The organism is Luteimonas sp. GW821-FHT14E02 (assembly GCF_058803905.1).
Genome location: NZ_JBXAPK010000015.1, coordinates 33,316 through 56,226 on the forward strand (window position 1 = coordinate 33,316; position 22,911 = coordinate 56,226).

10 protein-coding genes are annotated in these 22,911 nt (G+C 65.3%); 3 read left to right on the plus strand and 7 right to left on the minus strand.

Annotated features, from left to right (window positions below; all coding sequences use genetic code 11):
* Positions 1-106: 106 nt before the first annotated feature.
* A complete protein-coding gene (locus tag AC1RNP_RS18615) occupies positions 107-2,320 on the minus strand; it encodes a RelA/SpoT family protein (protein ID WP_493052788.1) in 2,214 nt (737 codons plus the stop codon).
* Positions 2,321-2,382: 62 nt separating this feature from the next.
* On the opposite strand from AC1RNP_RS18615, the gene AC1RNP_RS18620 reads away from it, so the two are divergent.
* On the plus strand, positions 2,383-2,877 hold the full coding sequence (locus AC1RNP_RS18620; protein ID WP_493052789.1) for a hypothetical protein: 495 nt from the start codon (positions 2,383-2,385) through the stop codon (positions 2,875-2,877).
* 39 nt (positions 2,878-2,916) lie between these two features.
* Here the strand turns inward: AC1RNP_RS18620 and hrpA are convergent, their stop codons facing one another.
* Positions 2,917-6,951, minus strand: a complete 4,035-nt coding sequence (hrpA, locus tag AC1RNP_RS18625) for an ATP-dependent RNA helicase HrpA (RefSeq protein WP_493052790.1) — start codon at positions 6,949-6,951, stop codon at positions 2,917-2,919.
* A gap of 111 nt (positions 6,952-7,062) precedes the next feature.
* Between hrpA and AC1RNP_RS18630 the strand changes: the two genes are divergently transcribed.
* Both AC1RNP_RS18630 and recQ read left to right on the plus strand, forming a co-directional pair.
* Positions 7,063-7,617 carry a Dps family protein gene (locus tag AC1RNP_RS18630; protein ID WP_493052791.1) on the plus strand — a complete coding sequence of 185 codons (555 nt, stop codon included), beginning with the start codon at positions 7,063-7,065 and terminating at the stop codon, positions 7,615-7,617.
* Between the two features lie 212 nt (positions 7,618-7,829).
* Positions 7,830-9,707, plus strand: coding sequence for a DNA helicase RecQ (gene recQ, locus AC1RNP_RS18635; RefSeq protein ID WP_493052798.1), 1,878 nt, complete (start codon positions 7,830-7,832; stop codon positions 9,705-9,707).
* Positions 9,708-9,785: 78 nt separating this feature from the next.
* Here the strand turns inward: recQ and AC1RNP_RS18640 are convergent, their stop codons facing one another.
* The 5 genes from AC1RNP_RS18640 to AC1RNP_RS18660 all read right to left on the minus strand — a co-directional run.
* Positions 9,786-11,588, minus strand: a complete 1,803-nt coding sequence (locus tag AC1RNP_RS18640) for a prealbumin-like fold domain-containing protein (protein WP_493052792.1) — start codon at positions 11,586-11,588, stop codon at positions 9,786-9,788.
* An 839-nt stretch (positions 11,589-12,427) separates the two neighbouring features.
* On the minus strand, positions 12,428-13,384 hold the full coding sequence (locus tag AC1RNP_RS18645; RefSeq protein ID WP_493052793.1) for an endo-beta-N-acetylglucosaminidase: 957 nt from the start codon (positions 13,382-13,384) through the stop codon (positions 12,428-12,430).
* A 19-nt stretch (positions 13,385-13,403) separates the two neighbouring features.
* Complete coding sequence (locus tag AC1RNP_RS18650) at positions 13,404-15,260, minus strand: prealbumin-like fold domain-containing protein (protein ID WP_493052794.1); 1,857 nt, start codon at positions 15,258-15,260, stop codon at positions 13,404-13,406.
* A gap of 87 nt (positions 15,261-15,347) precedes the next feature.
* A complete protein-coding gene (locus tag AC1RNP_RS18655) occupies positions 15,348-19,091 on the minus strand; it encodes an RHS repeat domain-containing protein (protein ID WP_493052795.1) in 3,744 nt (1,247 codons plus the stop codon).
* A gap of 16 nt (positions 19,092-19,107) precedes the next feature.
* Positions 19,108-22,911, minus strand: a 3,804-nt coding sequence (locus AC1RNP_RS18660; protein ID WP_493052796.1) for an Ig-like domain-containing protein, incomplete at its 5' end; no start/stop codon positions are given.

Below are 22,911 nucleotides of genomic sequence, written 5' to 3' on the forward strand. Positions count from 1 at the left end.
TGTCGCGCACATGTCGTCCATACATGCACGACGCTGTTGTTCCGTCAAAACTAGCAAAATTCCGGGGCGACTGGCGCGTATCGCCAGGCCACCTCTTTTCGGACGTTCAGCTGCGCCGCGCCAATTGCACGCCTGGCAGGCTGTCGAGCTTGCCGAGCAGGCGCGACAGCTGGCCGTAATCCTGCACGCGCAACTGCAGTTTCAGGCGCAACTGGCCGTTGGCGGAGCGTCCATGGGCAGCATGATCGCTCTGGATCGACATCACGTGCACGTCCTCCTGCGCGATCAGGTTGGTGATGTCCTTGAGCAGGTACTTCCGGTCGATCGCATCGATGCCGATGCCGGCCTCGTAGCCGCCGCCCGTGCGTCCCCACTCCACCGGCAGCACGCGCTGCGGCTGATTGGCCGACAGGCGCAGGAAGGCCGCGCAATCGGCACGATGCACGCTCACGCCGCGATTGCGGGTGAGATACCCCACCACCGCCTCGCCCGGCACCGGCTGGCAGCAGCGCGCCACCTGTACCAGCAAGTTGTCGACACCGACCACGGTGAACGCGGAGTCGGAGACCTTCGGCGCCTTGCGCGGCTGCCGCAGCGCGATCTCCGGCATCGACTGCGATGCCTCCTGCTCCAGGGCGCGCTCATGCTCGTGCAGCGCGCGCGCCACCTGATGCGGGCCGACGTCGCCGAGCGCCACCAGCACGTACAGATCATCGAGCGTGGCGGCATTGAACCGCGTCAGCGCCGGCGCGAGATCCGAATTCTGCAGACCGAGACGCTTGAGCTCCTTCTCGAGCAGTTCGCGCCCGGCCTGCACGTTGCCGGCACGGTCGAGCTTGTGGAACCACACCCGCACCTTCTCGCGCGAGCGCGCGCTGGCGAGGAAGCCGTTCGAAACCAGCAGCCAATCACGGCGCGGCGCCGCGGTCTTGCCGGTGAGGATTTCCACGCGCTCGCCGCTGCGCAGCTTGTAGTCGAGCGGCACGATGCGGCCGTCGACCTTCGCGCCGCGGCAGCGATGTCCGACCATCGTATGCACGTGGTAGGCGAAGTCGAGCGGCGTGGAGCCATTGGGCAGATCGATCACCTCGCCCATCGGCGTGAGCGCGTACACGCGGTCCTCGACGAGTTCCGTGTCGAGCCCGCCGGCAAGCGCCGCTTCACTGCGAGCATGTTCGTCGCCGTCGCGGCTTTCCGCGTGCGCTTCGAGCAGCCGCCGCATCCATTCGATCTTGCGATCGTTGGCGGCGTTGCTGGCGGCCGAACGCTGTGAGCCACCGGTTTCTTTATAGCGCCAGTGCGCGGCGACGCCGAGCTCGGCCTGCGCGTGCATCTCGAAGGTGCGGATCTGCACCTCCAGCGTCTTGCCTTCCGGCCCGATCACGGCCGTGTGCAGCGAGCGGTAGTCGTTGTTCTTCGGGCGTGCGATGTAGTCGTCGAATTCGCTTGGAATCGGCACCCACAACGCATGCGCCACGCCGAGCGCGGCGTAGCAGGCCGGAATGTCGTCGACCAGCACACGCACCGCGCGCAGATCGTAGAGCTCGCCGATCGGCACGTTCTTCTTCTGCATCTTCTTCCAGATGCTGTAGATGTGCTTCGGCCGGCCGGCGACCTCGGCATGCACGCCCTGCGCCTGCAAGGCGTCGCCGAGCAGCTTCTTGACCTGCACGATGTAGCGTTCGCGGCCGACGCGCTTGTCGTCGAGCAGGCGCGCGATCTTCTGATAGGTATCGGGTTCGAGGATGCGGAAGGCCAGATCCTCCAGCTCCCACTTCAACTGCCAGATGCCGAGCCGGTTGGCCAGCGGCGCATGGATGTCACGCGTGAGCTGCGCCAGCGCGCGGCGCTCGGCTTCCGGCCACTGCGCGGCGTGACGCATGCGCGCCAGCTGCCGCGCCAGCAGGATCGGTACCACGCGCAGGTCGCGCACGATCGCCAGCAGCAGGCGCCGCAGACCTTCCGCGCCGCCGCGGCGACTGCGTTCGGCATGCAATGTCCACACCTGCTGCGCCGCGCGCTGGCCTTCGAGCAGCGCGAGCACGCCGGCCGGCTCGCGCGCGAGCTTCGGCTCCAGGCGTTCCGCCCACGGCTTGACCGCGTGCAATACGGTCGCCAGCACGGACTCGCCGTCGGCGCCGAGCAAGGTCAAGGATTGCAGCGTATCGGCGAGCACCGGCAGCGGTTCCGACAGGATTGTGCCGGCATCGCCATCCCCCTCCGCCGCTTCGCGCAACAGCGCGCGCAGGCGCTCGGGCAAGGCGGCGACGGCCGGCAAGGCCAGCAGTTGTTCGGACACGTTGTGCGCGGGGGACGACACGACTGAATCGAATCTCGGCAGAAGTGTCTACACTAGTCTTCTCCCGCCTTCAGGAACAGACCATGCGCCGGTTGTCCGTTCTCCTCGCCATTCTGCTCTGTGCCGCCCTGCCCGCCTTCGCGCAGCAAGCCACCGGACAGCAGGCGATCGAAAAGCAGATGACGCCCGAACAGTTCAAGGCCGCCGGTCTGGAGAAGCTGAGCCCGGAAGAGCTCGCCAATCTCAACGCCTGGCTGAACCGCACCCTCGACACCGAGACCACCAAGGCTGCGGTGCAAGCGGAACAGAAGGTGAAGGACGAGAATCGCGGCTTCTTCAATTTCGGCTCGTCCGAACCGATCGTGTCGAAGATGACCGGCGAATTCCGCGGCTTCGCCCAGGGACGGCAGTACACGCTCGAAAACGGCCAGGTCTGGCGCCAGACCGACAGCGCCACGCTCGCGGGCGTGCGCGTGAACAATCCCGACGTGAAGATCACGCCCAGCGTGATCGGCAATGCCTGGTATCTGCAGATCCAGGGCTACAACACGCGGGCGAAAGTGGAGCGGTTGAAGTAACGGCCCCGCACGGACGAGGTCCGCGAGGCACACAAGGCGCTACGACAACTGCGCCAGCCGTGCGGACAGCTTCTTGGGCGAGACGCCCCCCTTCGCGCCGAGTTCCTGCGCGAACAGGGAGACGCGCAACTCCTCAATGTCCCAGCGCAAGGCCTGCCAGCCGGGTTCGTCGCCATCTCCTTGCAACGCGGCCTCGGACAGCGCGTCAGTGAACGGCTTGATGTCGAGCATGCGCTGCTGATCGCGCACCGGGTCGTTGAGCGCGCGATCGGCACGGATCGTCAGCGCCTTCAGATAACGCGGATACTCGGCCAGCGCCGTCGCCGGCACATCGCGCAGGAATCCCGGTGGCACCAGCCCGGCGAGTTGCGCCTGCATGTCGTCGAGATTGGCGCGCGCCCAACCGATGAGCTTGGAATCGAGTCTGGCGCGCACGTCCGCGACCAGGGTCAGGATCGTCTCGGCCTGCTGCAGACGGCGCATCGCTTCGCCGAACAGCACTTTTCCGATCGCTTCGCTGCGCGCCTCGAACGTGGCGGCGTCGCGAATCCTGCCCAAGTCTTCCGCCGCGAGCGCCGCGAAAGCGCCGTCCACCAGATCCTCGCGCAGATGGTCCGCGGGACGCCCTTCCGTCGCCGCGCGCGGCGCCTGCGATTCGATTGCCGCGTACAACAGCGCAGTCTTTGGCGAGACCGGCAGCTGCTTGCGCGCCTGACGCATCCTGTCGGCCAGCGCGATGGCAAGCAGACGCCGGACACCGCGCGGATGATGGCGCTCGGCTTCGGATCGATCGGCGTGCACGGCCAGCGACACGCTGCCACCGTCGTCATGCAGGGCCGGATAGGCGGGAACGCCGCCCACGCCCGGCACGGAGACCGGAATCGCCGTCGCCGGAAACGCCGTCAAGCCGCGCTGCGCCAGGCCTTCGGCGGCGCGCGCCGAGAATGCCTGCGCCGCACGCGCGCCGAAACGCGCGCGCAGATCGGCCAGATCACGCGACTCGGCCAGCACATTGCGGCCATCGCCATCGAGCAATCGGAGATTGGCGCGCAGATGCGGCTCCAGCGCGGCCTCGTCGAACTCCATGGCCATCACGTCCACGCCCGTCAGCCGCTTCAGGAACCGCGCCAGCGCGCCGGCGAATGCATCGCCTTCCGGTGCTTCGTGCGCCTGTGCGAATGCACGCGCGAAATCCGGCGCCGGCACGAAGTTGCGGCGCAGCGCCTTCGGCAGCGTCTTGATCATCGCCGCCGCCTTGTCCGCCACGAATCCCGGCGCGAGCCACGACAGGCGTGGCTCATCGAGCGCGTTGAGCAGGTGCAGCGGCACCACGACGGTCATGCCATCGTCGGGCGCGCCGGGTTCGAAGCGATAGCGCACCGCGAGTTTCGCTTCACCGAGCGTGAGATAGGCCGGGAAGCGCTCGGCATCGGCGCCGTCGACGACCAGCAGATCGTCGCGAGACCATTCCAGCGCCTTCTTCTTGTCGGCCGGCAGCTTGGCGTACCAGGCATCCAGCGCCTGCGCGCTGACGATCTCCACAGGAATCCGCTGCGAGTACCACTGCGCCATCCACTCCTCGTCGACGACGAGACCGGCGCGGCGCTGCTTGGCCTCCTCCTCTTCGGCAAGCGCCAGCGTCTTGAGATTGCGCGCGAGGAATGCACTGCGTGTGTTGACCTCGCCCGTGACCAGGCCGTCGCGCAAAAAGATGCCGCGCGATTCTTCCGGATAGAGCCCGCCGTAGTGAATCGGCTTCTTCGGCGCCAGCACCAGCCCGAACAGACTGATCTGCTCGCTGCCCAGCACACGTCCCTGGCTGCGCGACCAGCGCGGATCGTAATGGCGCCGCGCCAGCAGTGCGGGAAGTTCGGCGATCACCCACTCCGGCTCGATCGCGGCATTGGTCAACGCCCAGACGCGTTCGGTATCCAGCAGCGTAGCCGAGAGCACCCACGGCGGCGGCTTGGAGGCCAGCGACGAGCCCGGGAACAGCTGGAACTTGCGTCCGCGCGGGCCGTCGTACTGCCCACGCTCACTGCGGTTTCCGATCTGTGTCGGCAGGCCTGCGATCAGCGCGCGATGCAGGGCTGCGTACTGATCTTTACCTTCCGTGGTCGGCTGCCATCCCTGGCGCAACAAATTCGCCTGCGGATCGTCCTGCCCGGCCATCCCTGGCCGGGCGTTCGCCGCGCTGACGGCGCGGCTCACCCAGCCCAACTCATCGCATTGCAATTTCAATTGCCGGTGCAGCTCGCGCCACTCGCGCATGCGCAGGAAACCGAGGAAGCGTTTCTCGCACCATTTGCGCAGCTGCGACTGCGTCGAATCCTCGTGCACGGCCCGATAGGCGTCCCAGAGCTTGAGGATGCCGACAAACTCCGATTTCGCATCGCGGAACTCGGCATGCGCATTGTCGGCGGCGGCACGCTGGTCGGCCGGACGTTCGCGCGGATCCTGGATGCCGAGGAACGAGGCGATCACCAGCATGTCCTGCAAACAGCCATGCGCCTGCGCCGCAACCAGCATGCGCGCGAGCTTCACGTCCACCGGCCACTTCGCCATCGTGCGGCCGATCGGTGTGAGTTTGCGCTGCGCGTCAACCGCGCCGAGTTCGGCTAGCTGCTGCCAGCCATCGGCGATCGCGCGCGGATCAGGTGGCTCCACGAACGGAAAATCCTCAATATCGCCGAGGCCGATCGACAGCATTCGAAGGATCACGCCCGCCAGTGCCGCGCGACGGATTTCAGGATCGGTGTACTGCGCCCGCGACTCGAACTCGGCCTGCGAATACAGCCGATAGCACACGCCCGGCGCGACACGTCCGCAGCGGCCCTTGCGCTGGTCGGCGCTGGCCTGGCTGATCGGTTCGATATGCAGGCGATCGAGTTTCTGCCGCGGGCTGTAGCGTTTCACGCGCGCCAGCCCCGGATCGATCACGTAATGGATGCGCGGCACCGTGAGCGAGGTTTCCGCGACGTTGGTGGCAAGCACGATGCGACGCTGCGGACCGGGATTGAAGACGCGGTCCTGATCGCGCGCCGACAGCCGCGCGTACAGCGGCAGCACTTCGGTGTGGCGATACTTGCGCCGTTCCAGCGCCTGGTGCGCGTCGCGAATCTCGCGCTCGCCTGGCAGGAAGATCAGAGTGTCTCCCCATGCGCCATTGGCGCCGGGCCGTTCGCGCGCGATCTCGTCGCAGGCGGCGACGATGCCGTCCAGAACCGTGCGCTCGCCTTCTTCCTCGCCTTCGCCTTCCAGTGGCCGATATCGCGTCTCGACCGGATAGCCGCGCCCTTCCACGTTCACCACGGGCGCGTCGTCGAAATGCTGCGAGAACCGCTCGGTATCGATGGTGGCCGAGGTGACGATCACCTTCAGGTCGCGGCGCCTGCGCAGCAATTGCTTCAGATAGCCGAGCAGGAAGTCGATGTTGAGACTGCGCTCGTGCGCCTCGTCGATGATCAGCGTGTCGTAGGCCGACAACCAGCGGTCGGAAGCGATCTCGGCCAGCAGGATGCCGTCGGTCATGAACTTCACCGCCGTGTCCGCGCTCACGTTGTCGTTGAAGCGCACCTGATAGCCGACCGTGCCGCCGAGCGGCACCTGCAATTCTTCCGCCACGCGCCGCGCCACCGCGCGCGCGGCGATGCGGCGCGGCTGGGTGCAGCCGATCATGCCCGCGGCGCCGCGCCCGGCCTGGATGCACAGCTTGGGCAGCTGCGTGGTCTTGCCCGAACCGGTTTCGCCGGCGATCACCACCACCTGGTGCTTGCGGATCAGCGCGACGATCCGTTCCGCCTCCGTGGCGATCGGCAACGCCGGATCGACCGCCGCCTGCGGCAGTCGCGACGCCCGCGCCTCGCGCCGGGCCAGCGATTCGGCCAATGCGGTCGCAAATGCGTCACGGGCTGCGGCATCGTCCCCACGCGAGTGCCAGCGACGCCACAGGCCATGCAGGCGCGCGGCATCGCGGCTGCAGGCGCCGTCGATGGCGCGCCGCGCCTGCTCGAGCGGCACGGGCGCCCGTGCCTGCTTTAACGTCGCGCTTGCATTGGATTCGATAGGCTTCATGGATCGCTTCGATTGCAAAGGCATTGGGAAGAGAACTTCCGGCTCTCTTGCTTTCCTTTTCCCAGCCACTACTTATATTTTGACGGCAATCCCTTCTTCTGGAGACACCCGATGGCCAAGTCCAAACCCAAAACCCCGAAAACGCCGAAGCTGGAGCCGGCGGCGTCGCCGGGTCCGAACAATGGCGCGCCCGGTATCGATATCGGGATCAAGCCGGCCGATCGCAAGAAGATCGCCGAAGGCTTGTCGGCCTTCCTGGCCGACAGCTACACGCTGTACCTGAAAACCCACAACTTCCACTGGAACATCACCGGGCCGATGTTCAACAGCCTGCACCTGATGTTCGAGACCCAGTACACCGAACAATGGGGCGCGCTCGACGAAGTGGCCGAACGCATCCGCGCGCTTGGCTTCAACGCACCCGGGTCCTATGCCGAGTTCACGAAATTGTCGTCGATCGCGGAAGAACCGGGCCTGAGCGACAGCGCCGACTGGCGCGAGATGGTGCGCCAGCTCACCGTCGGCAACGAAGCGGTCTGCCGCACCGCGCGCAAGGTGCTGAAGACAGCGGACGACGCCGGCGACGACCCCTCGGTCGACCTGCTGACCCAACGCCTGCAGACGCACGAGAAGTACGCCTGGATGCTGCGCTCGCTGCTGCAGTGATCCCGGGAGCGCCCTGCCCGCCATACGAGCGGGCGCGGGCCTCGGAAGAACAGACGCGGACAATCCCCGGCACTCGCCGGGGATTTTTCTGACGGCCACGCGCATCGCAACCGGTATCCTTGCCCCCAGCCATGGCGCGACCTGACCCCACCGACGCATCTCCGGACCCCGCTTTCCACGAACGGGCCTTCGGCGTGTCCGATGTCGAGGCGATGCCGGCCGCGCACGCCCCGCCGCTTTCGGCGGCGCAGGAAGTCCTGCAGCGCGTCTTCGGCCATGCCGGCTTCCGCGGCGAACAGGCGGCCGTCGTCGAGCATGTCAGCGGCGGCGCCGACGCGCTCGTGCTGATGCCTACCGGCGGCGGCAAGTCGCTTTGCTACCAGATTCCGGCCCTGTTGCGCGAAGGCTGCGGCATCGTCATCTCGCCGCTGATCGCGCTGATGCAGGACCAGGTCGACGCCTTGCGCCAGCTCGGCGTGCGCGCGGCCTACCTCAATTCCACGCTTGATGCGTTCGATGCCGAGCGCGTGGAGCGGCAACTGCTCGCCAACGAACTCGATCTGCTTTACGTCGCGCCCGAACGCCTGCTCACCCCGCGCTTCCTCTCGCTGCTGGATCGCAGCAAGCTGGCCCTGTTCGCCATCGACGAGGCGCACTGCGTCTCGCAATGGGGCCATGATTTCCGGCGCGAATACCGCGAACTCACTTTGCTGCACGAGCGCTGGCCGCAGATCCCGCGCATCGCCCTCACCGCCACCGCGGACCCGCCGACCCAGCGCGAGATCGCCGAACGCCTGCAGCTGGAACAGGCGCGACGCTTCGTCAGCTCGTTCGATCGCCCCAACATCCGCTACACGGTGGTGCAGAAGGAGCAGGCCAAGCGGCAGCTGCGCGACTTCCTCGATGCACACCGCGGCGAGGCCGGAATCGTCTACTGCCTCTCGCGCAAGAAGGTGGAGAGCACCGCGGCGATGCTGGTCGAACTCGGCTTCGATGCCCTGCCTTATCACGCCGGTCTCAGCGCCGAAACGCGCATCGCGCATCAGCGCCGGTTCGTGCGCGAGGAAGGCGTGGTGGTCGTCGCCACCATCGCCTTCGGCATGGGGATCGACAAGCCCGACGTGCGTTTCGTCGCACACATCGACCTGCCGAAGTCGATCGAAGGCTACTACCAGGAAACCGGGCGCGCGGGACGCGACGGCGAACCGGCCGAAGCCTGGCTTTGCCACGGCCTCGCGGACGTGGTGCTGCTCAAGCAGATGATCGAACAGTCCGAGGCTGGCGAGGAGCGCAAGCGCCTGGAGCGTCGCAAGCTCGACGCCCTGGTCGGCTACTGTGAAACCACGCGCTGCCGCCGCCAGGTGCTGCTGGCGAATTTCGGCGAGGACTACGTGCCGCATGGCCGCGAGGCCGGCGGCAACGGACAACCGTGCGGCAACTGCGACAACTGCCTGCAGCCGGCCGAAACCTGGGACGCCACGGTCGCGGCGCAGAAAGCACTGAGCTGCGTCTACCGCACCGGCCAGCGCTTCGGCGCCGCGCACCTGATCGACGTCCTGCGCGGCGGCGATACCGCGCGTATCTCGCAGTTCGGCCACGACCGCCTGCCGACCTACGGTGTCGGCAACGACATCGACGCGCGCACCTGGCGCGGCATCTTTCGCCAGCTGGTGGCCGCCGGCCTGCTCGACATCGACGCGGATGGCTACGGCGGCCTGCGCCTTACCGCGGACAGTCGCACGGTCCTGCGTGGCGAACGCAGCGTGCTGCTGCGCAAGGAAACACCGCGCAAGCAGGAGCGGGAGCGCACGGCGCGTGGCTCCGGCTCGAACACAGCCGATGCAATCGCGCTCGCGTCCGCCGACCGGCCACTGTTCGAAGCCTTGCGCGAGATGCGCGCGCAACTCGCGCGCGAGCAGAACGTGCCCGCCTACGTGATCTTCCACGACAGCACGTTGCGCGGCATCGCCACCGGCCGGCCTGACTCGCTCGACGCACTGGCGCAGATCGGCGGCATCGGCACGACCAAGCTGGAGCGCTACGGCGAGCGCGTGCTGGCCACGCTCCGGGAAGCGGAAGCCACGACCTGACATGGCGGTCCGCTCATCCGCCCAGTGAACCATACACGTCAGGGTGGACGTCAGCGACGAGCTGGTTTGCGTCCAGCCCTATTGCACTGTGCAAGTGACCTTGAATGTCAGGGCGCTGCCGGCCGCCATCGACGGAATCACGACGCCCGCTCCCTGCAGATTGGCGATGGATAGTTGGCCCGCTCCCGTTCCGACCGTTGGGCAGGTCGCGGTTCCGCCGGTCACCGCGCACGCCGGTGTTCCCAGCGTGCAACCGGTCAGTCCTATGGGTGGCGGGTCGCGCAACGTTGCGTTGGTCGCTACACCGGGGCCGCCATTGCTGACCACCAAGTCATAGATGGTCTGCGCTCCCTGGACCACCTGATCGCTCCCCTGATCGGTCGGCCCCGCACCCGGAGTATTGGTCTTGGTGATCGACAGGTTCGTGCTGGTCGGCGTATTGACGAACGTACAGGTGATGTTGTCGCCTGGCGCCGGCGTCACGGCGATGCTTGTACTCGTCCCCGCCGGTATGGTCGTTGTGCCAGGGCCGGCATTCGTGCAGCTGTAGGTTGTCGCGTATTGCGACAGATTCGCGGGCGGTGTACCAGCGCCGATCTCGCTCAGGGCGTATGCCGTTCCCGGCACTGCCGTGAACGTCGGCGTGGTCACGCTGGTCGCGGCGCCGGTCGACGTGACGCTCGGACCGCCGTTGTTGATGCTGAGCGTGAACTGGTCGGTCGCGGCGTTACGTCCAGCGATCGTCTTGGCCAGCGTCAATCTCGCGACAGCGGTATTGATGAACGTACAGGTCCAATCATCGTCATAGGTCGGCGTGATGGTGACAGTCGTGCCAGTGCCGTTGCTGGTGGCGCCAGTGCGGGTGTTCACGCACTGATAGGTGGTGACGTAGTTGGCGAGGTTGGTGCTACCCAGTCCGACTTCATAGAACACGACCGGTGCGTTGGGTGCCACGGACTTCGGGCCGGTGGTGACCGTGGATGCCGATCCCGTGCTGCTACCGGTCGTATCGACCGAAGCGAAATCGGTGCCGCCGGCCTGCATGCGGACCTGGAACTGATCGCCGGCCTGATAACGCGAGTTCACGGTCTTGCGCACGGTGGCCGACGCCACCTGCACAGCATAGGCGAACGCCTGCGCGGTGCCGGCGATTGAAATGCCGGCCGTGGTGACATTCATGTTGCCGAACAGGCCATTGGGCATGTCCGTCGCCGCGAAGACGGCTGGCACGCGCGTATCCGGGGTGATCGAGGGAATCACCGCCGTGCAATTGGCCGTACCGATGACCGTCGTCAGGAACAAGCATTGCGTGCCGCTGCCATCGGTCGCGGGTAGTACCTCGAACTGCGTGATGACGCCAATCGCCGTCCACTGCATGGATTGCGTGACGGGAGGAAGCAGACTGGATGTGGTGAGCGATGCGTCGCCCGCCACGACCCTCACCACCGATGGGCTGCTCCCGTCGGGACGGGTCAGGCTGACCGTGGTGAAGAACAAGGTGTTGGCATTGATGAGCGTCGAGCGCGAACGCAACGCCGGCTGCCCGGGAATCCCGATATAACCCGAATTGCCGAAGGCCACCGTCGAATTGACGGGAACCGCGACCGCATCGAAGCCCACCCCCGGCGTACCCGCCCAGGTCGTGGCGGAAAGCGTGGATCCATCATCCAAGCGCCAGGTCGAGGGACCGATATTGATGAATGGATTGGTCCATCCCGTCCAGTCGAGCCAGCACATCTTGTGCTGGCCGGCGCCCTGGGTGGCCGCGAGAAAACAGCGGTTGTTGTTGATTTGCGCATGCGCTCGCTCCGGGATTAGGAACAACGACACGAGCAACAACAGCGCCACCAGACCAGAGCGGCACAGCTTGAACAAATTCATGGCCCCTCCTCCAATCGACCCCGATGCGAAACACATCGAGACCTCACCTCAAAGGCAGTGCGGCAACTTGCTCCTTATTATTTGGAATCAACATCCTGTCCAATTGCCCGATTTGAACGCCATCAGCGCGGCGGCCATTTCCCGCGCAAAACTGATCGCGAAGCAATCCCCATCCTTCAGATGTCGCGGACACCTCCATCATTGATCGCAACGTCCTGCCCCGGACTGGCATTACGAATGAACATGCCAACTTCCACGTTCATGTTTACCCGCCGCGGGCAGCCGATGCAATGTTTCGAAACATCTAGCAATTCAGAATTTAACCGACTGTAAAAATCATCACACTTTCATCACAAGCCATGATTTTCATTTGCCGGTTTGCGCTCTTCGACTTTCGTAGTTGCAACACTTCCCCGATCGACATCCGCCAGAGACGAATGCTTCCGGGATCACTGCGTATCGACACCGCCTGCAGCGGCGCGAACCCGCAGTCATTTTCAGTGATTCACATGCTTATCCTGCAAACATTCTCCAAGCTGTCACGACGACGCCATTCGATCCGGTGGAAGCCGAATCGAATGGCAAGGTTTCGATGTTGGGAACTACGCATGTTGAAAGACCTGCCTGTCCATTCAACTCGATAAACTGATTGCCGTTCGTGGCCGTCAGAATCAATCCACTTAGGTGTCAATCACGTTGTTGCTGCAGCACTCGAAAATCTTTGTGACACCAGGCGGACTGGTGTCGTTGTTACCCACGCAGCCGCCGGGGTTTGCCCATGCCGTCTTGCATGTGACCGTGCCGTCATCCATTTCCAGGAAGACGGCGCGGTAGTCCGCTCAAGGGTTCATGACCGAGATCAGCGTGCGCGTCCAGGTGTAGTCCGTCGGCACGATGGCGTTCTGCCCTTCGGGCACGCCGTCGCGATCGATGGCGTAGCTGAAGATGCCGCCCTTCTTCGTGCCCGTCGGCTGCCACTGCGCGTACTTGTAGGCGCGACTGGTATTCATCGGCGCGACCGCGTCGTGCCAGGCCGTCCCGTTTTCCTCGTAGAACGAGAAACCGATGAAGTACTTGCTGGCCGGGATGTATGCCTTGTAGGTATCGAACGTGCCCTGCAATCCGCTGACCGAACGCCCATACGACTGCACCAGGACGTAATCGACCTGCGTCGCCACGGCGCGGAACAAGGCATTGGTGCCGTCCTTGTTGGTGTCGTAGATCAGCAGCTTGCCGGTGCCGGATTTCGGCCCCAGATATTTGGACAGCGCCGCGAAAACGCCCTTCGCCTTGGTCAGCTGGCTGGAGGTGAGCGTCTTCTCCATGTCCACGTCGAGACCATCGACGCCGTACTTGTCGACGGTGTCGGCGATGATCTTCTTCGCCAGTGCGTCATAGCCGGCAGTGGTGCTCGGATATGCGGGATCGAGCAGCTTGTCGATGAAGACCGACCAGACCACCTTGGTGCCCTGCGCACGCAGCAGCGGCACGTAATCGTTCTTGATGGTGTCCCACACCGGATTTCCGTCCGGCACGTTGTACGGGAAGACGAACACCAGATCGAGACACGCCGGCAGATCGGCCATCGAGGTCATGTTGATGGTCGGGTCGGCCACTTCGTCGCGCCAGATGCGGAAGTAGCCGAACATCTTCTGATGCTGGCTCTGCTTGTAGGCGAGGATGCCGGGGAGATTCTCCGACGTCGCCTGCGTGTTCGGGTCAGGGCAGGTGACGGCGAAAGACAGCGGGGAAACGCTCGCGAGCAGCAGCGCCGCCATGATTTTCGAAATGGACATCGGGATTCCTCGGTTCGGATCAGTTGGCGGTGCAAGTCAGGCTGAAGGTCAGCGAGCTGTTGGCCGGCATGGTCGGGATCGCCACGCCGCCAGCGGACTGCAGATTCGCCACCGTCAGCGAAGCGGGCGCCGGGCAAGTAGCGCTGCCGCTGGTCACGCTGCAGGTCACCGCCGTACAGCTCACTCCCGTGGGAGTTGGATCGCGCAGCACCGCGCCGTCGGAGGACTGCGGGCCGCCGTTGCTCACGACGATGCTGTAGGTGACGGTCGCGCCGCGCGTCACGGTGTCGGCGGGTTGATCGTTCGGTCCGGAAGCAGGCGTGTTCGTCTTGGTGATCGCCAGATTGCTCAGCCGCGCGGTGTTGCTGAAGGTGCAGGTGATGTCATCGGCAGCCGCTGGGACCAGATTGAAGCTGGTGCCGGTGCCACTGGGCATCACCGTCGACGAGCCCGAGGTGGCGTTGGTGCAGGTGTAGGACGTGGCATACCCCGCCAGCACGGTGGTGCCGGACGCCGTTTCGGACAGTGTGTAGCTGCCGCCCGCATCGGCGGGATTGAAGTCGGCCACGCCGGTGGCCGTGCTTCCGCTGCCGGTCGTGGTGACCGACGCCGTGGTCGCAGTGCCGCCGCGCGGGCCGGTGATGTTGAGCGTGAACTGATCGCCGGCCAATGCGCGGCCGCCCGGCAGCGTCTTCTGCAGACGGATTCTCGGGCGCTGATTGGCCAGCGTGCACGTCACCATGAGACCCGCACTCGTAGTGGCGTTGATGTTGGACAAGGTTGCTTGATTGCCGCTGAGAGTGGTGGTGACGCCGTTGTTGCAGGTCGCGCTCGTGAGTGCGAAGCCGGTCGTTCCGATGGTTTCGGTGACGGTCACCGTATTGGCCATGACCAGGGCCGGCTGCGTGCCTGCCGTGCCCGTGTCGGGATCCGGCATGACGACCGCGGTGGTGCCCGTGGTGTTCATCGTCAGCGGACCGTTCTCATAGGGTCCGCCGGCGGTGGATTGGCTGGTCGTGTAATTGGTGTCGAGGTTGGTCGTGGTAAAGGAGAAATTGCCACCCGTGGTGCTGGTGGGCGTCTGCTTGAGCAGACAGAGCGTGCGCGAGGCCAGCGTGATGTTGCGGATGTAGAAATCGTCGGTGCGGCCCTGCGGCTCACCGTTCTGCATGCGCTGCACGCCAATAACGAGCGGTCCGGTCTGGGCGATGTTGTCGGGCAGGCGTACCGTGATCGTCACCCAGTTCGGCGCGGCGCCGTCGGCAGCCCGGAAGGGAGCAGGCAGACTGCCGGCAAGCAAGGTCGCCGTGCCCAGCGTGCCGATGCGTGCGTTCGTGGTCGGCCCGGCATCGACGTCGTTGGCGGACGTATTCGGTCGGTTCGTGAAGGTCGCCGTCAGCGCTTCGAAGTAATCAACGCCGGCATAACGGATCAACAGGCGTGCCTGGTTGCCGTCATAGACGTTGGGCGCGCCGCCGTATTGGGCATTGTTCCAGGCGAGATCGAATTGCAGGATCGCACCACCCGACACGCGGTTGACGGTCTGCGTCATCGTGTCGAAGCCGGTGGGCACGGCTGCATTAACGGCGCCGTTGGTCTGGTCGTCCCAGTGCTGGGCGGCATTGAAGCCAAGCGCACCGGCGCTCCAGGTGGTGGGGCTGCTCCCGCCACTGTCGCCGTTGGCGACCGTCCACCCTGTCAGGCTGTTGCTGCTACCGGTGCTGTCGGTGACGCGTTGCGGCAACGGCGTGCAGCTCTGCGCGTTCGCGGGCGATGCGATCAAGAGTGCGAACAGGGCGGACAGCGCCGGCGCCAATGCGTGACGAAGCGTGACGAGCGATCGCCAGCTTTTGCGAATCGAGTCGCAAGTTCTCATGATTTTCCCCAAATTTCGCTTGCGAACTGCCGTGCTTCCTCGCCGGCAGCGGCCAGAAGCCGCTGCCGGGGAAAGCTTTTTGATGATTTAGTAGCGACCGACCACGTTGAGGAAGAAGCCCTTGTGGTCGTAATCGAAATCGGTGAGGTCGTCGCTGAACTTGGTGAAGTTGTAGCCGATGCCGATCCTGAAGTTGCGGCCCAGATCGCGATCGATGCCAGCCAGGAAGCCCTGCCGAGTACCGCCGTCGGTGACGTCGAGCCAGCGATATTCAAACAGCGTGTGCCACTGGTCCGCGAACTCGTAACGCACCTGCGCGGCGGCGAAGGTGGCCGTGGAATCGGCCCATTCGCCGGTCATGCGACCCAGTCGCACTTCGCCGCGACGGCGCATCAGCTTGGCGGCGTACTCCCAACGGTTGTCCGGGTTGTACACGCCTTCCAGCGACAGGATCTGGCTGCGTTGATCGTAGAAGGCAGTGTTGTCGCCCACCTGCTCCAGCGTCGAGACGTCGTACAGGTAGGTGTACTTGCCGAACAACGCGTAGCGGGTCGAATTCCACGGACGCCATGCGAAACCGAAGTTGCCTTCGATGAACTTCGAACCGGCGGTGGGATCGATCTCGTCGTCCACATCCTCATAGTTGAAGCGGGCCGCCAGACGCAGGCTCTCGGTGACCTTGTGCGTCAGGTAGTTGGTGGTCGCCCACTTCGTGCGACGCTCGGCGCCTGTATCGCGACCCCACTCCAGCTTGCTGGACCACTGCGTCTGGTTCGAGGTGCGGCCGGCGGAGATGCTCACCGTGTCGCGATCGACGGTGCCGATTTCCTTGTCGATGTCGGCCGTGGTCAGCACGAAGCCGAGGTTCCAGCCCACGCCCGGATAGAAATCCATGCCGTAGGTGTGCTGGAGACCGCTTTCGTTGGGCTCCTTCAGGAACTGGCTTTCGTTGTACAGGTTGACCTGGTTCGACAGGCGCCAGCGCTGACCCAGCGTCCAGCCCGGCACGATGCGGTTGTTGAACAGCGGGTCGTACTTGCTGGTGTCGGTCGAGTAGGTGTAACCGGCATAGACCGTGTGATCCGGCGTCAGGCGATACTCGGCGTTGATCTGCGCCGCGTCGCCGCGATCGCCCGTGGTGGCTTCGGCACCGATGCTCGACAGATTGCCGAACAGGTACTTGCCGCCCAAGGTGAAAGCGTCGTTGTCGGCGTAGCGGCCGTTGTCGTCATCGAGCGTGAGCTGCGCGGTGCCGTAGGCTTCCCACGAGGTGCCGAAGCGCTGCTTATACTGGAACGCGCCGAGCGTGCCGATGGCGTCACCGGTAATACGCTCTTCCTGCACACGGCGTATTTCGCCGGCCAGGGTCACGTCCTCGGTCACGCGCCATTCGGCGGTCAGCTGATCCTGCTCGAGCGATTCCTGCCCGCGTTCGGCACGGCTGTAGCGGCCGTAGATGTTGAAGTTGGGCGCGAACTGCCCAAGCACCTCGAAGCCCTTCTCCTCGATCTCCTGACCGAAGTCGTTGCGGGCAATCGAGAAACCTTCATCGACGTGGCGCCACCAGGCACCGGCGGACCAGTCGAGCTTGGTCCAGCCGAGTTCCTTCAGGTTGATGCGCGCTTCCACCGCCGTCGCCTCGCCCTTGCGCGGGCCGGTGATCGGATTGGTTTCCAGGAAGCTCATGCCGCCGTTGTCGGAGTAGAACACCGGGACGCTGGTCGCCTCGGTCTTGTTGTGCTCCACCTTCAGATAGGTGCCGCGACCGGCCTGCAGCGTGATGTCCGCGCCCTTCAGCGTGTAGTCCTCGCCGGCGCGGTTCTCGTCGACGTAGGTGCCGCCGACGGCGACGTGATCGCCGAACCAGTGCTTGCCGCGGAAACCGGCGGCGACCTTGTCGGCATCGAAACCGTTCGGCACGTACTCGTAGTCGACCAGCAGCACCTGCACGTAGCCGTCCAGCGGACCATCGATGGTCAGCCGCGGCTTGTACTCGGAGCCCTTGGTCGTGCCCGTCAACGGACGCGCCAGGATGATGCGGCCCTGATAGGCGTCGATCTCGTAGTCCGGACCGTTCTGCAACGGCACGCGTGCCTCGACCCGACCGGTGGTCGGATCGCGCACTTCGATGATCACGCGCTCCGAACCCGGCAGCAGATCGGTGTGCTTGAGGTGATAGGTGCTGCCGCCGGTGCCGAGGAATTCGGTGTGTCCCGGAACCGTCTGCGCTTCCGAACCGAACGCGCGCACCTCGGTGCCCGCCTCGCCCAACGACGTGGTGCGGCGGCTGCGCCAGTTGAACGCGCCGCCGTACAGATCACGCGAATACTGGCCATATTCGGTACCGGTGAAGCCGGTTTCGAAGTTGCCCCACAGCGCCTGGTTCTTGTCCCAGTCCACGCGCACGTACAGGCGGCCCATCGTGTCGACGTCGCGGTACGTGGTCGAATCGTCGCCGTAGACCGGGTAATACTGATCCGGATCGAGGCGGCGGAACACGTCCTGCGGATCGGCGTCCCAGAAGCCGTTGAACAGCTCCTTGACCTCGCGCTCCTGCGTGTCGGCTTGCGCGGTGATCAGGTATTTGCCCTTGATCTTGCCCTTCAGGTAGAACGCCAGGCGGCCTTCCAGCAGGAAGTCCTTGTCGTAGTGATCGTCGCCGGCCAGCGGTTCGATCGAACCGGAAACACTGCCCTTCGATGCCGTCAGATCCGCCAATGCGACGGCGAACATGTAGCGGCCGCTCACGTCGATGTCGAGCGTGTGGTGGATTTCCTGCTTGTTTCTGCCGATCAGGCCGACGTCGAACTTGTGCTGACCGATCGGCACGAGATATTCGGCGACCAGCTTGCGCTCCAGGTCGACCGGATAGGTCTCGCCGTTGATCTCGACGTTGTATTCCTCAGGGATGTTGCGGCCCTGGATGCGGATGCGCGAACCGTAGATCGGGATGTTCTGCTGCCGCAAACCGTTGCTGCTGCCGAACACGCTGTCGATCAGGCTCTTTTCCTGCGCATCGTCGTCGGTGTAGTTACTGCCGTACTGCTTCTCGATGGAATTGCGCAGCAGATCCGCACCGCGCTGCACGTCTTCCGGCCGCGCCAGCTGCATGCGGCTGGCGTAGGTCTCGTCGTAGGCACCGTCCGCACCATAGGCGCGGACGATGTAGATCAGTTCATCACCGACGCGTGCTTCAAGACCGGCGGGCAGCGTGCCATCCCACTTCACGTCGCTCACCGCCGCGATCGGCAGCGGCACCGTGGCCAGCGGATCGACCAGATCCTGGTCGGAAGCCCGATAGATCAGGACTTCGGCGCGCTGGATGAAGGCGGAATAGTTGTTGCGGGCGTAGAACTGCACCGGCTTGGTGATGCGGCCGTTCTCGAAGGACACCAGCGACGGCGCGGACACCGTGAGTTCGGGCTGGCCAAGATTGGGATCCTCGGTCGCCCAGATCACGCCGCCGTTGGGCAGCTGCGCGGTCCACTTGCCGATCGCCACGGCCTTGCCCGGGCCACCGGCGACCGTCTGGCCCGCGGTCGGCTGTTCCGTCTGCACGCTGACGCGACGATCAGGTTGCAACGCTTTCGACGTCGAGGCATCGGTGCCGGTGACTGGCTGGCGTGCGCCACGCGTGCGCACGCGCATCACCACGCCCTTCTCGTCCGAGCAGGTGTTGCCGCTGCAATCGACGGCCGGAGGTGTCTGCTGTTCCCCGCTGCCGCCGGATGCGCCGGCGACGGTCGCCGTCGACGTCTCCTGCGCCGCCGCCAGAGGGGCGACGCCGGAGAGCAGGCAGATCAGGGTGTAGTCGAGCAGTTTCATTTTCATGTCGGCGTCCCCCCGGTTATTTGCTTGAACCGACAGGGGCTGTCGGGTTGTCGCTGATTTCCACGCGCAGCTTGCTGCGCACCTCCGGGCTCAATTTCGCTGCGATGGCCTCGTACACCGCCTTGGCGCGACGCAGTGCGAGCGCGTCGTTGTAGGCAGGCGCTCCGCGTTTGTCGGCATGCCCGATCACGCCCACCCCGATCTCGCCAGCACGCCCTGTCCCAAGCTTGTCGATGTCGGCCGCGATCTTCTCGATCACCGGCGCGAACTCCGGCTTGATCTCGGATTTGTCGGTGTCGAACAGCACATCACCGAGCAGTCGCGATTGACCGTCCAGCTTCAACAGCGTGCTGCCGGCATCGGCGACATCCGTGCGCAGGCTGACCTGCAGCGACTTCGCCTGTTCGGCCGAGAGCTGCGCCAGCAGCGCCGACTGCACCGCCTTGGCGCGGTCGTAGGCCAGGGCCTGCGACTCGCCATTCGCCGCGATCACGACTTCGCCGCCGCTGTGCTGCTTCACCTGCTCGGCCATCTTGTCGATGACCGGCAGGTACTGCTCGCGCAGCTTGGCGCTGGCGTCGTCGAACATCACCTCGCCCAGCTCCATCTCGACCTGCTCGTCGCCCTTGCCCTCGATCAGGCCGGACGGCAGCTTGATGCCGAAGTCGAAGCGCACCGGCAGTCCGGGCGTGATACGGCGGACCTGCGGGTTGTCGGTGGTGAAGACACTGCCTGGCGGCAGGGTCGCCGGATCCACCTTCAGGATGAAGTTACGTCCGCGGTTGGCCGGGCCACCGTTGATGCCGATCAGGTTATAGCGACCGAACTGATCCGTCTCGACGATCAGGCCTTCCACCGAAGCGATGCGCACGCCGGGGATGCCGCGTTCGTCGATGCCGGCGTTGCCGATCACGTAATCGACGCGGTAGCCGCCATCGATCTGGCTGACGCGACGCTCCACGGTCGGCTCCGCACCCGTCAGACCCTTGGCGGCGTCGCCGCTGTTGCGTTCGAGGCGGGTCTTGCCGGCCGCATCCATGCGCACGCTCACGCCCTGCTTCGTGGTGAGCACGAAGTCGTCGGTGAAGTCGAGCGAGCTGAGCTTCTGGCTCACCACGACCTTGTGCGCATCGACCGTGTCGGCCTCGGACTGACGACCGGACACTTCGCCGATCGCGATGCCATGCAGCATCGGCGAGCTGGCGTCGGGCTCCGGTGCCGGGCCGTTGCCGCGATCGACCGTGGTCGAGTTCGGCACATAGGCACCCGGAGCGAAGCCGCCCTGGACATGCACGCCGGTCATCGTCGCGGGATCCTGCCAGCCGTCACCGTCGCGATCGTCGTAGGCGTTACCGATGATCAGCGATTCGTCGAGCAGCGGATCGGCCACCAACTGCACGTTGGCCGTCGCGTCGTTCGAGATCGTCGTTCCGCGCTCCTGCACGATGGCGTGGTTGGTGTGGATGCCCGCACCGACGCCCGCGCCGACACGCAGCAGATACATCACCGTCGCACGCTCGCCGGCCTTGATGTCGATCTGATCGACGCCGATCGGGTACGTGCCCGTCAGGCGACCGGCGCCATCGCGATCCGCCACGGTCAACGAGTTGTTGACGTAGGTGAAGCCCGCGGGCGGCGTATCGATCAGCACGCCGTTGACGAGATCCGATTCGCCCGTGTTCTCCATCGTCACGGTGTAGCGGACCAGATCGCCGATCTTCACGTCGCGCGGCGAGGCCGTCTTGATCACGTGTATGCGAGCCGCGCTCTTGATCTCGACGCTGACCTGCGCAGGGTTGGACTTCAGACCGGTCGTATCCGACACCGTGTATTCGATCGGCGTGGTCTTGCCGACGAAGTCCTCTTCCGGCGTGAAAGTGATCGTGCCGTCCGGATTCACCTTCCAGGTGCCTTCGCCCGGCACGACCAGGGTCTTGCCGTCGCCAGGGGCGCCGACGATCACGACCGTGCCCGGATCGATGTTGTTGTCAGGATCGGTGTCGTTGCCGAGCACCGGGATCGTCACCGGCTGGCCAGGCGCGCCCGTACCCGCATCCGGATCCGGATTCGCGACCGGCGGCTGGCCCTTCACGTCCACCGTCACCGTCGCGGTGTCACACACCGGCGTCGGCGTCGAGGTGTCGCACACCTGATAGGTGAAGGTATCCGTGCCGATGAAGTTCGGATTCGGCGTGTAGACGATCGTGCCGTCGTCGTTCACCGTCACCGTGCCATTGGACGGCGGCACGGTGATCGTGACCGAGCCCGGATCCAGCGGCGCGCCCGTCACGGTGTCGTTGTCGAGCACCGGGATCGTCACCGGCTGGTTGGCCGGTGTTTCGGCGGGATCGTCGACCGCGGTCACCACGTTCGGCTGCACCGTCACCGTCACCGTCGCGGTGTCGCACACCGGCGTCGGCGTCGAGGTGTCGCACACCTGATAGGTGTACGTATCCGTGCCGGCGAAGCCGGGCTTCGGCGTGTACGTGATCGTGCCGTCCGGGTTCACCACGGTGGTGCCGTTGGTCGGCGGCGTGGTCACCGTCACCGAAGCCGGATCCAGCGGCTGGCCGGTCGTGGTGTCGTTGCCCAGCACCGGCGTGGTCACCGGCGAGTTCTGCGGCGTGTTGGCGGTGTCGTCGATCGCGGTGACGACATTCGCCGCTACGGTTACCGTCACCGTCGCCGTGTCGCAGACCGGCGTCGGGGTCGAGGTATCGCACACCTGATAGGTGTACGTATCCGTGCCCGAGAAGCCAGGTGTCGGCGTGTAGGTGATGCTACCGTCCGGGTTCACCACGGTGGTGCCGTTCGGCGGCTGCACCGTCACCGTCACCGAGCTCGGGTTCAGCGGAGCGCCGGTCGTAGTGTCGTTGCCCAGCACCGGCGTGGTCACCGGGGTGTTCTGCGGTGTGTTGGCCGTGTCATTGACCGCGTCGACCGTGTTGGCCGCGACCGTCACTGTCACCGTTGCCGTGTCGCAGACCGGCGTCGGGGTCGAGGTGTCGCACACCTGATAGGTGTACGTATCCGTGCCCGAGAAGCCCGGGGTCGGCGTGTAAGTGATGCTGCCGTCCGGGTTCACCACGGTGGTGCCGTTGGTCGGCGGCGTGGTCACCGTCACCGAACCCGGATCCAGCGGAGCGCCGGTCGTGGTGTCGTTGCCGAGCACCGGCGTGGTCACCGGGGTGTTCTGCGGCGTGTTGGCGGTGTCGTTGACCGCGTCGACCGTGTTGGCCGCCACCGTCACCGTCACCGTTGCCGTATCGCAGTTGCTCGGATTGAGCGTCTCGCAGATCTGGTAGGTGAAGGTATCCGTGCCCGAGAAGCCCGGGGTCGGGGTGTAGGTGATCGTGCCATCCGGATTGATCGTGGTCGTGCCATTGGTGGGCGGCACCGTCACGGTCGTCGTGACCGTGCTCGGCGTCGCCGGCACACCGTTGAGCGTGTCGTTGCTCAGCACCGGGACCGTGACTGGCGTGTTCTGCGGCGTGGTCGCAGGATCGTCGGTCGCTGTGATCGGCGCCGCCGAGACGGTCACCGTCACGTTGGCCGTATCGCAGTTGCTCGGGTTCAGCTGTTCGCAGATCTGGTACACGACCGTGTACGTGCCCGCCGGCGTACCCGGGGCCACGTTCACCGCACCCGTGGCCGGGTCCAGCGTCACGTTCGGGTTGGTCGTCGAGGTCTGCGTCAGCGTGACGTTGGCGAGCGTCGCCGCCGCACCGTTCAAGGTGTCGTTCGTCAGCACGTTCGGCACGGCAGTGCCGCCCGACGCACCGTTGGCGCTACCGCTGTCGTCCACAGCATCGATCGGGGC

Excerpts from the sequence above, each read along its gene's own strand:
- AC1RNP_RS18620 (WP_493052789.1), top strand. The coding sequence starts at position 2,383 with ATGCGCCGGTTGTCCGTTCTCCTCGCCATTCTGCTCTGTGCCGCCCTG.
- hrpA (WP_493052790.1), bottom strand. The coding sequence starts at position 6,951 with ATGAAGCCTATCGAATCCAATGCAAGCGCGACGTTAAAGCAGGCACGG.
- AC1RNP_RS18630 (WP_493052791.1), top strand. The coding sequence starts at position 7,063 with ATGGCCAAGTCCAAACCCAAAACCCCGAAAACGCCGAAGCTGGAGCCG.
- recQ (WP_493052798.1), top strand. The coding sequence starts at position 7,830 with ATGCCGGCCGCGCACGCCCCGCCGCTTTCGGCGGCGCAGGAAGTCCTG.
- AC1RNP_RS18640 (WP_493052792.1), bottom strand. The coding sequence starts at position 11,588 with ATGAATTTGTTCAAGCTGTGCCGCTCTGGTCTGGTGGCGCTGTTGTTG.
- AC1RNP_RS18645 (WP_493052793.1), bottom strand. The coding sequence starts at position 13,384 with ATGTCCATTTCGAAAATCATGGCGGCGCTGCTGCTCGCGAGCGTTTCC.
- AC1RNP_RS18650 (WP_493052794.1), bottom strand. The coding sequence starts at position 15,260 with ATGAGAACTTGCGACTCGATTCGCAAAAGCTGGCGATCGCTCGTCACG.
- AC1RNP_RS18655 (WP_493052795.1), bottom strand. The coding sequence starts at position 19,091 with ATGAAAATGAAACTGCTCGACTACACCCTGATCTGCCTGCTCTCCGGC.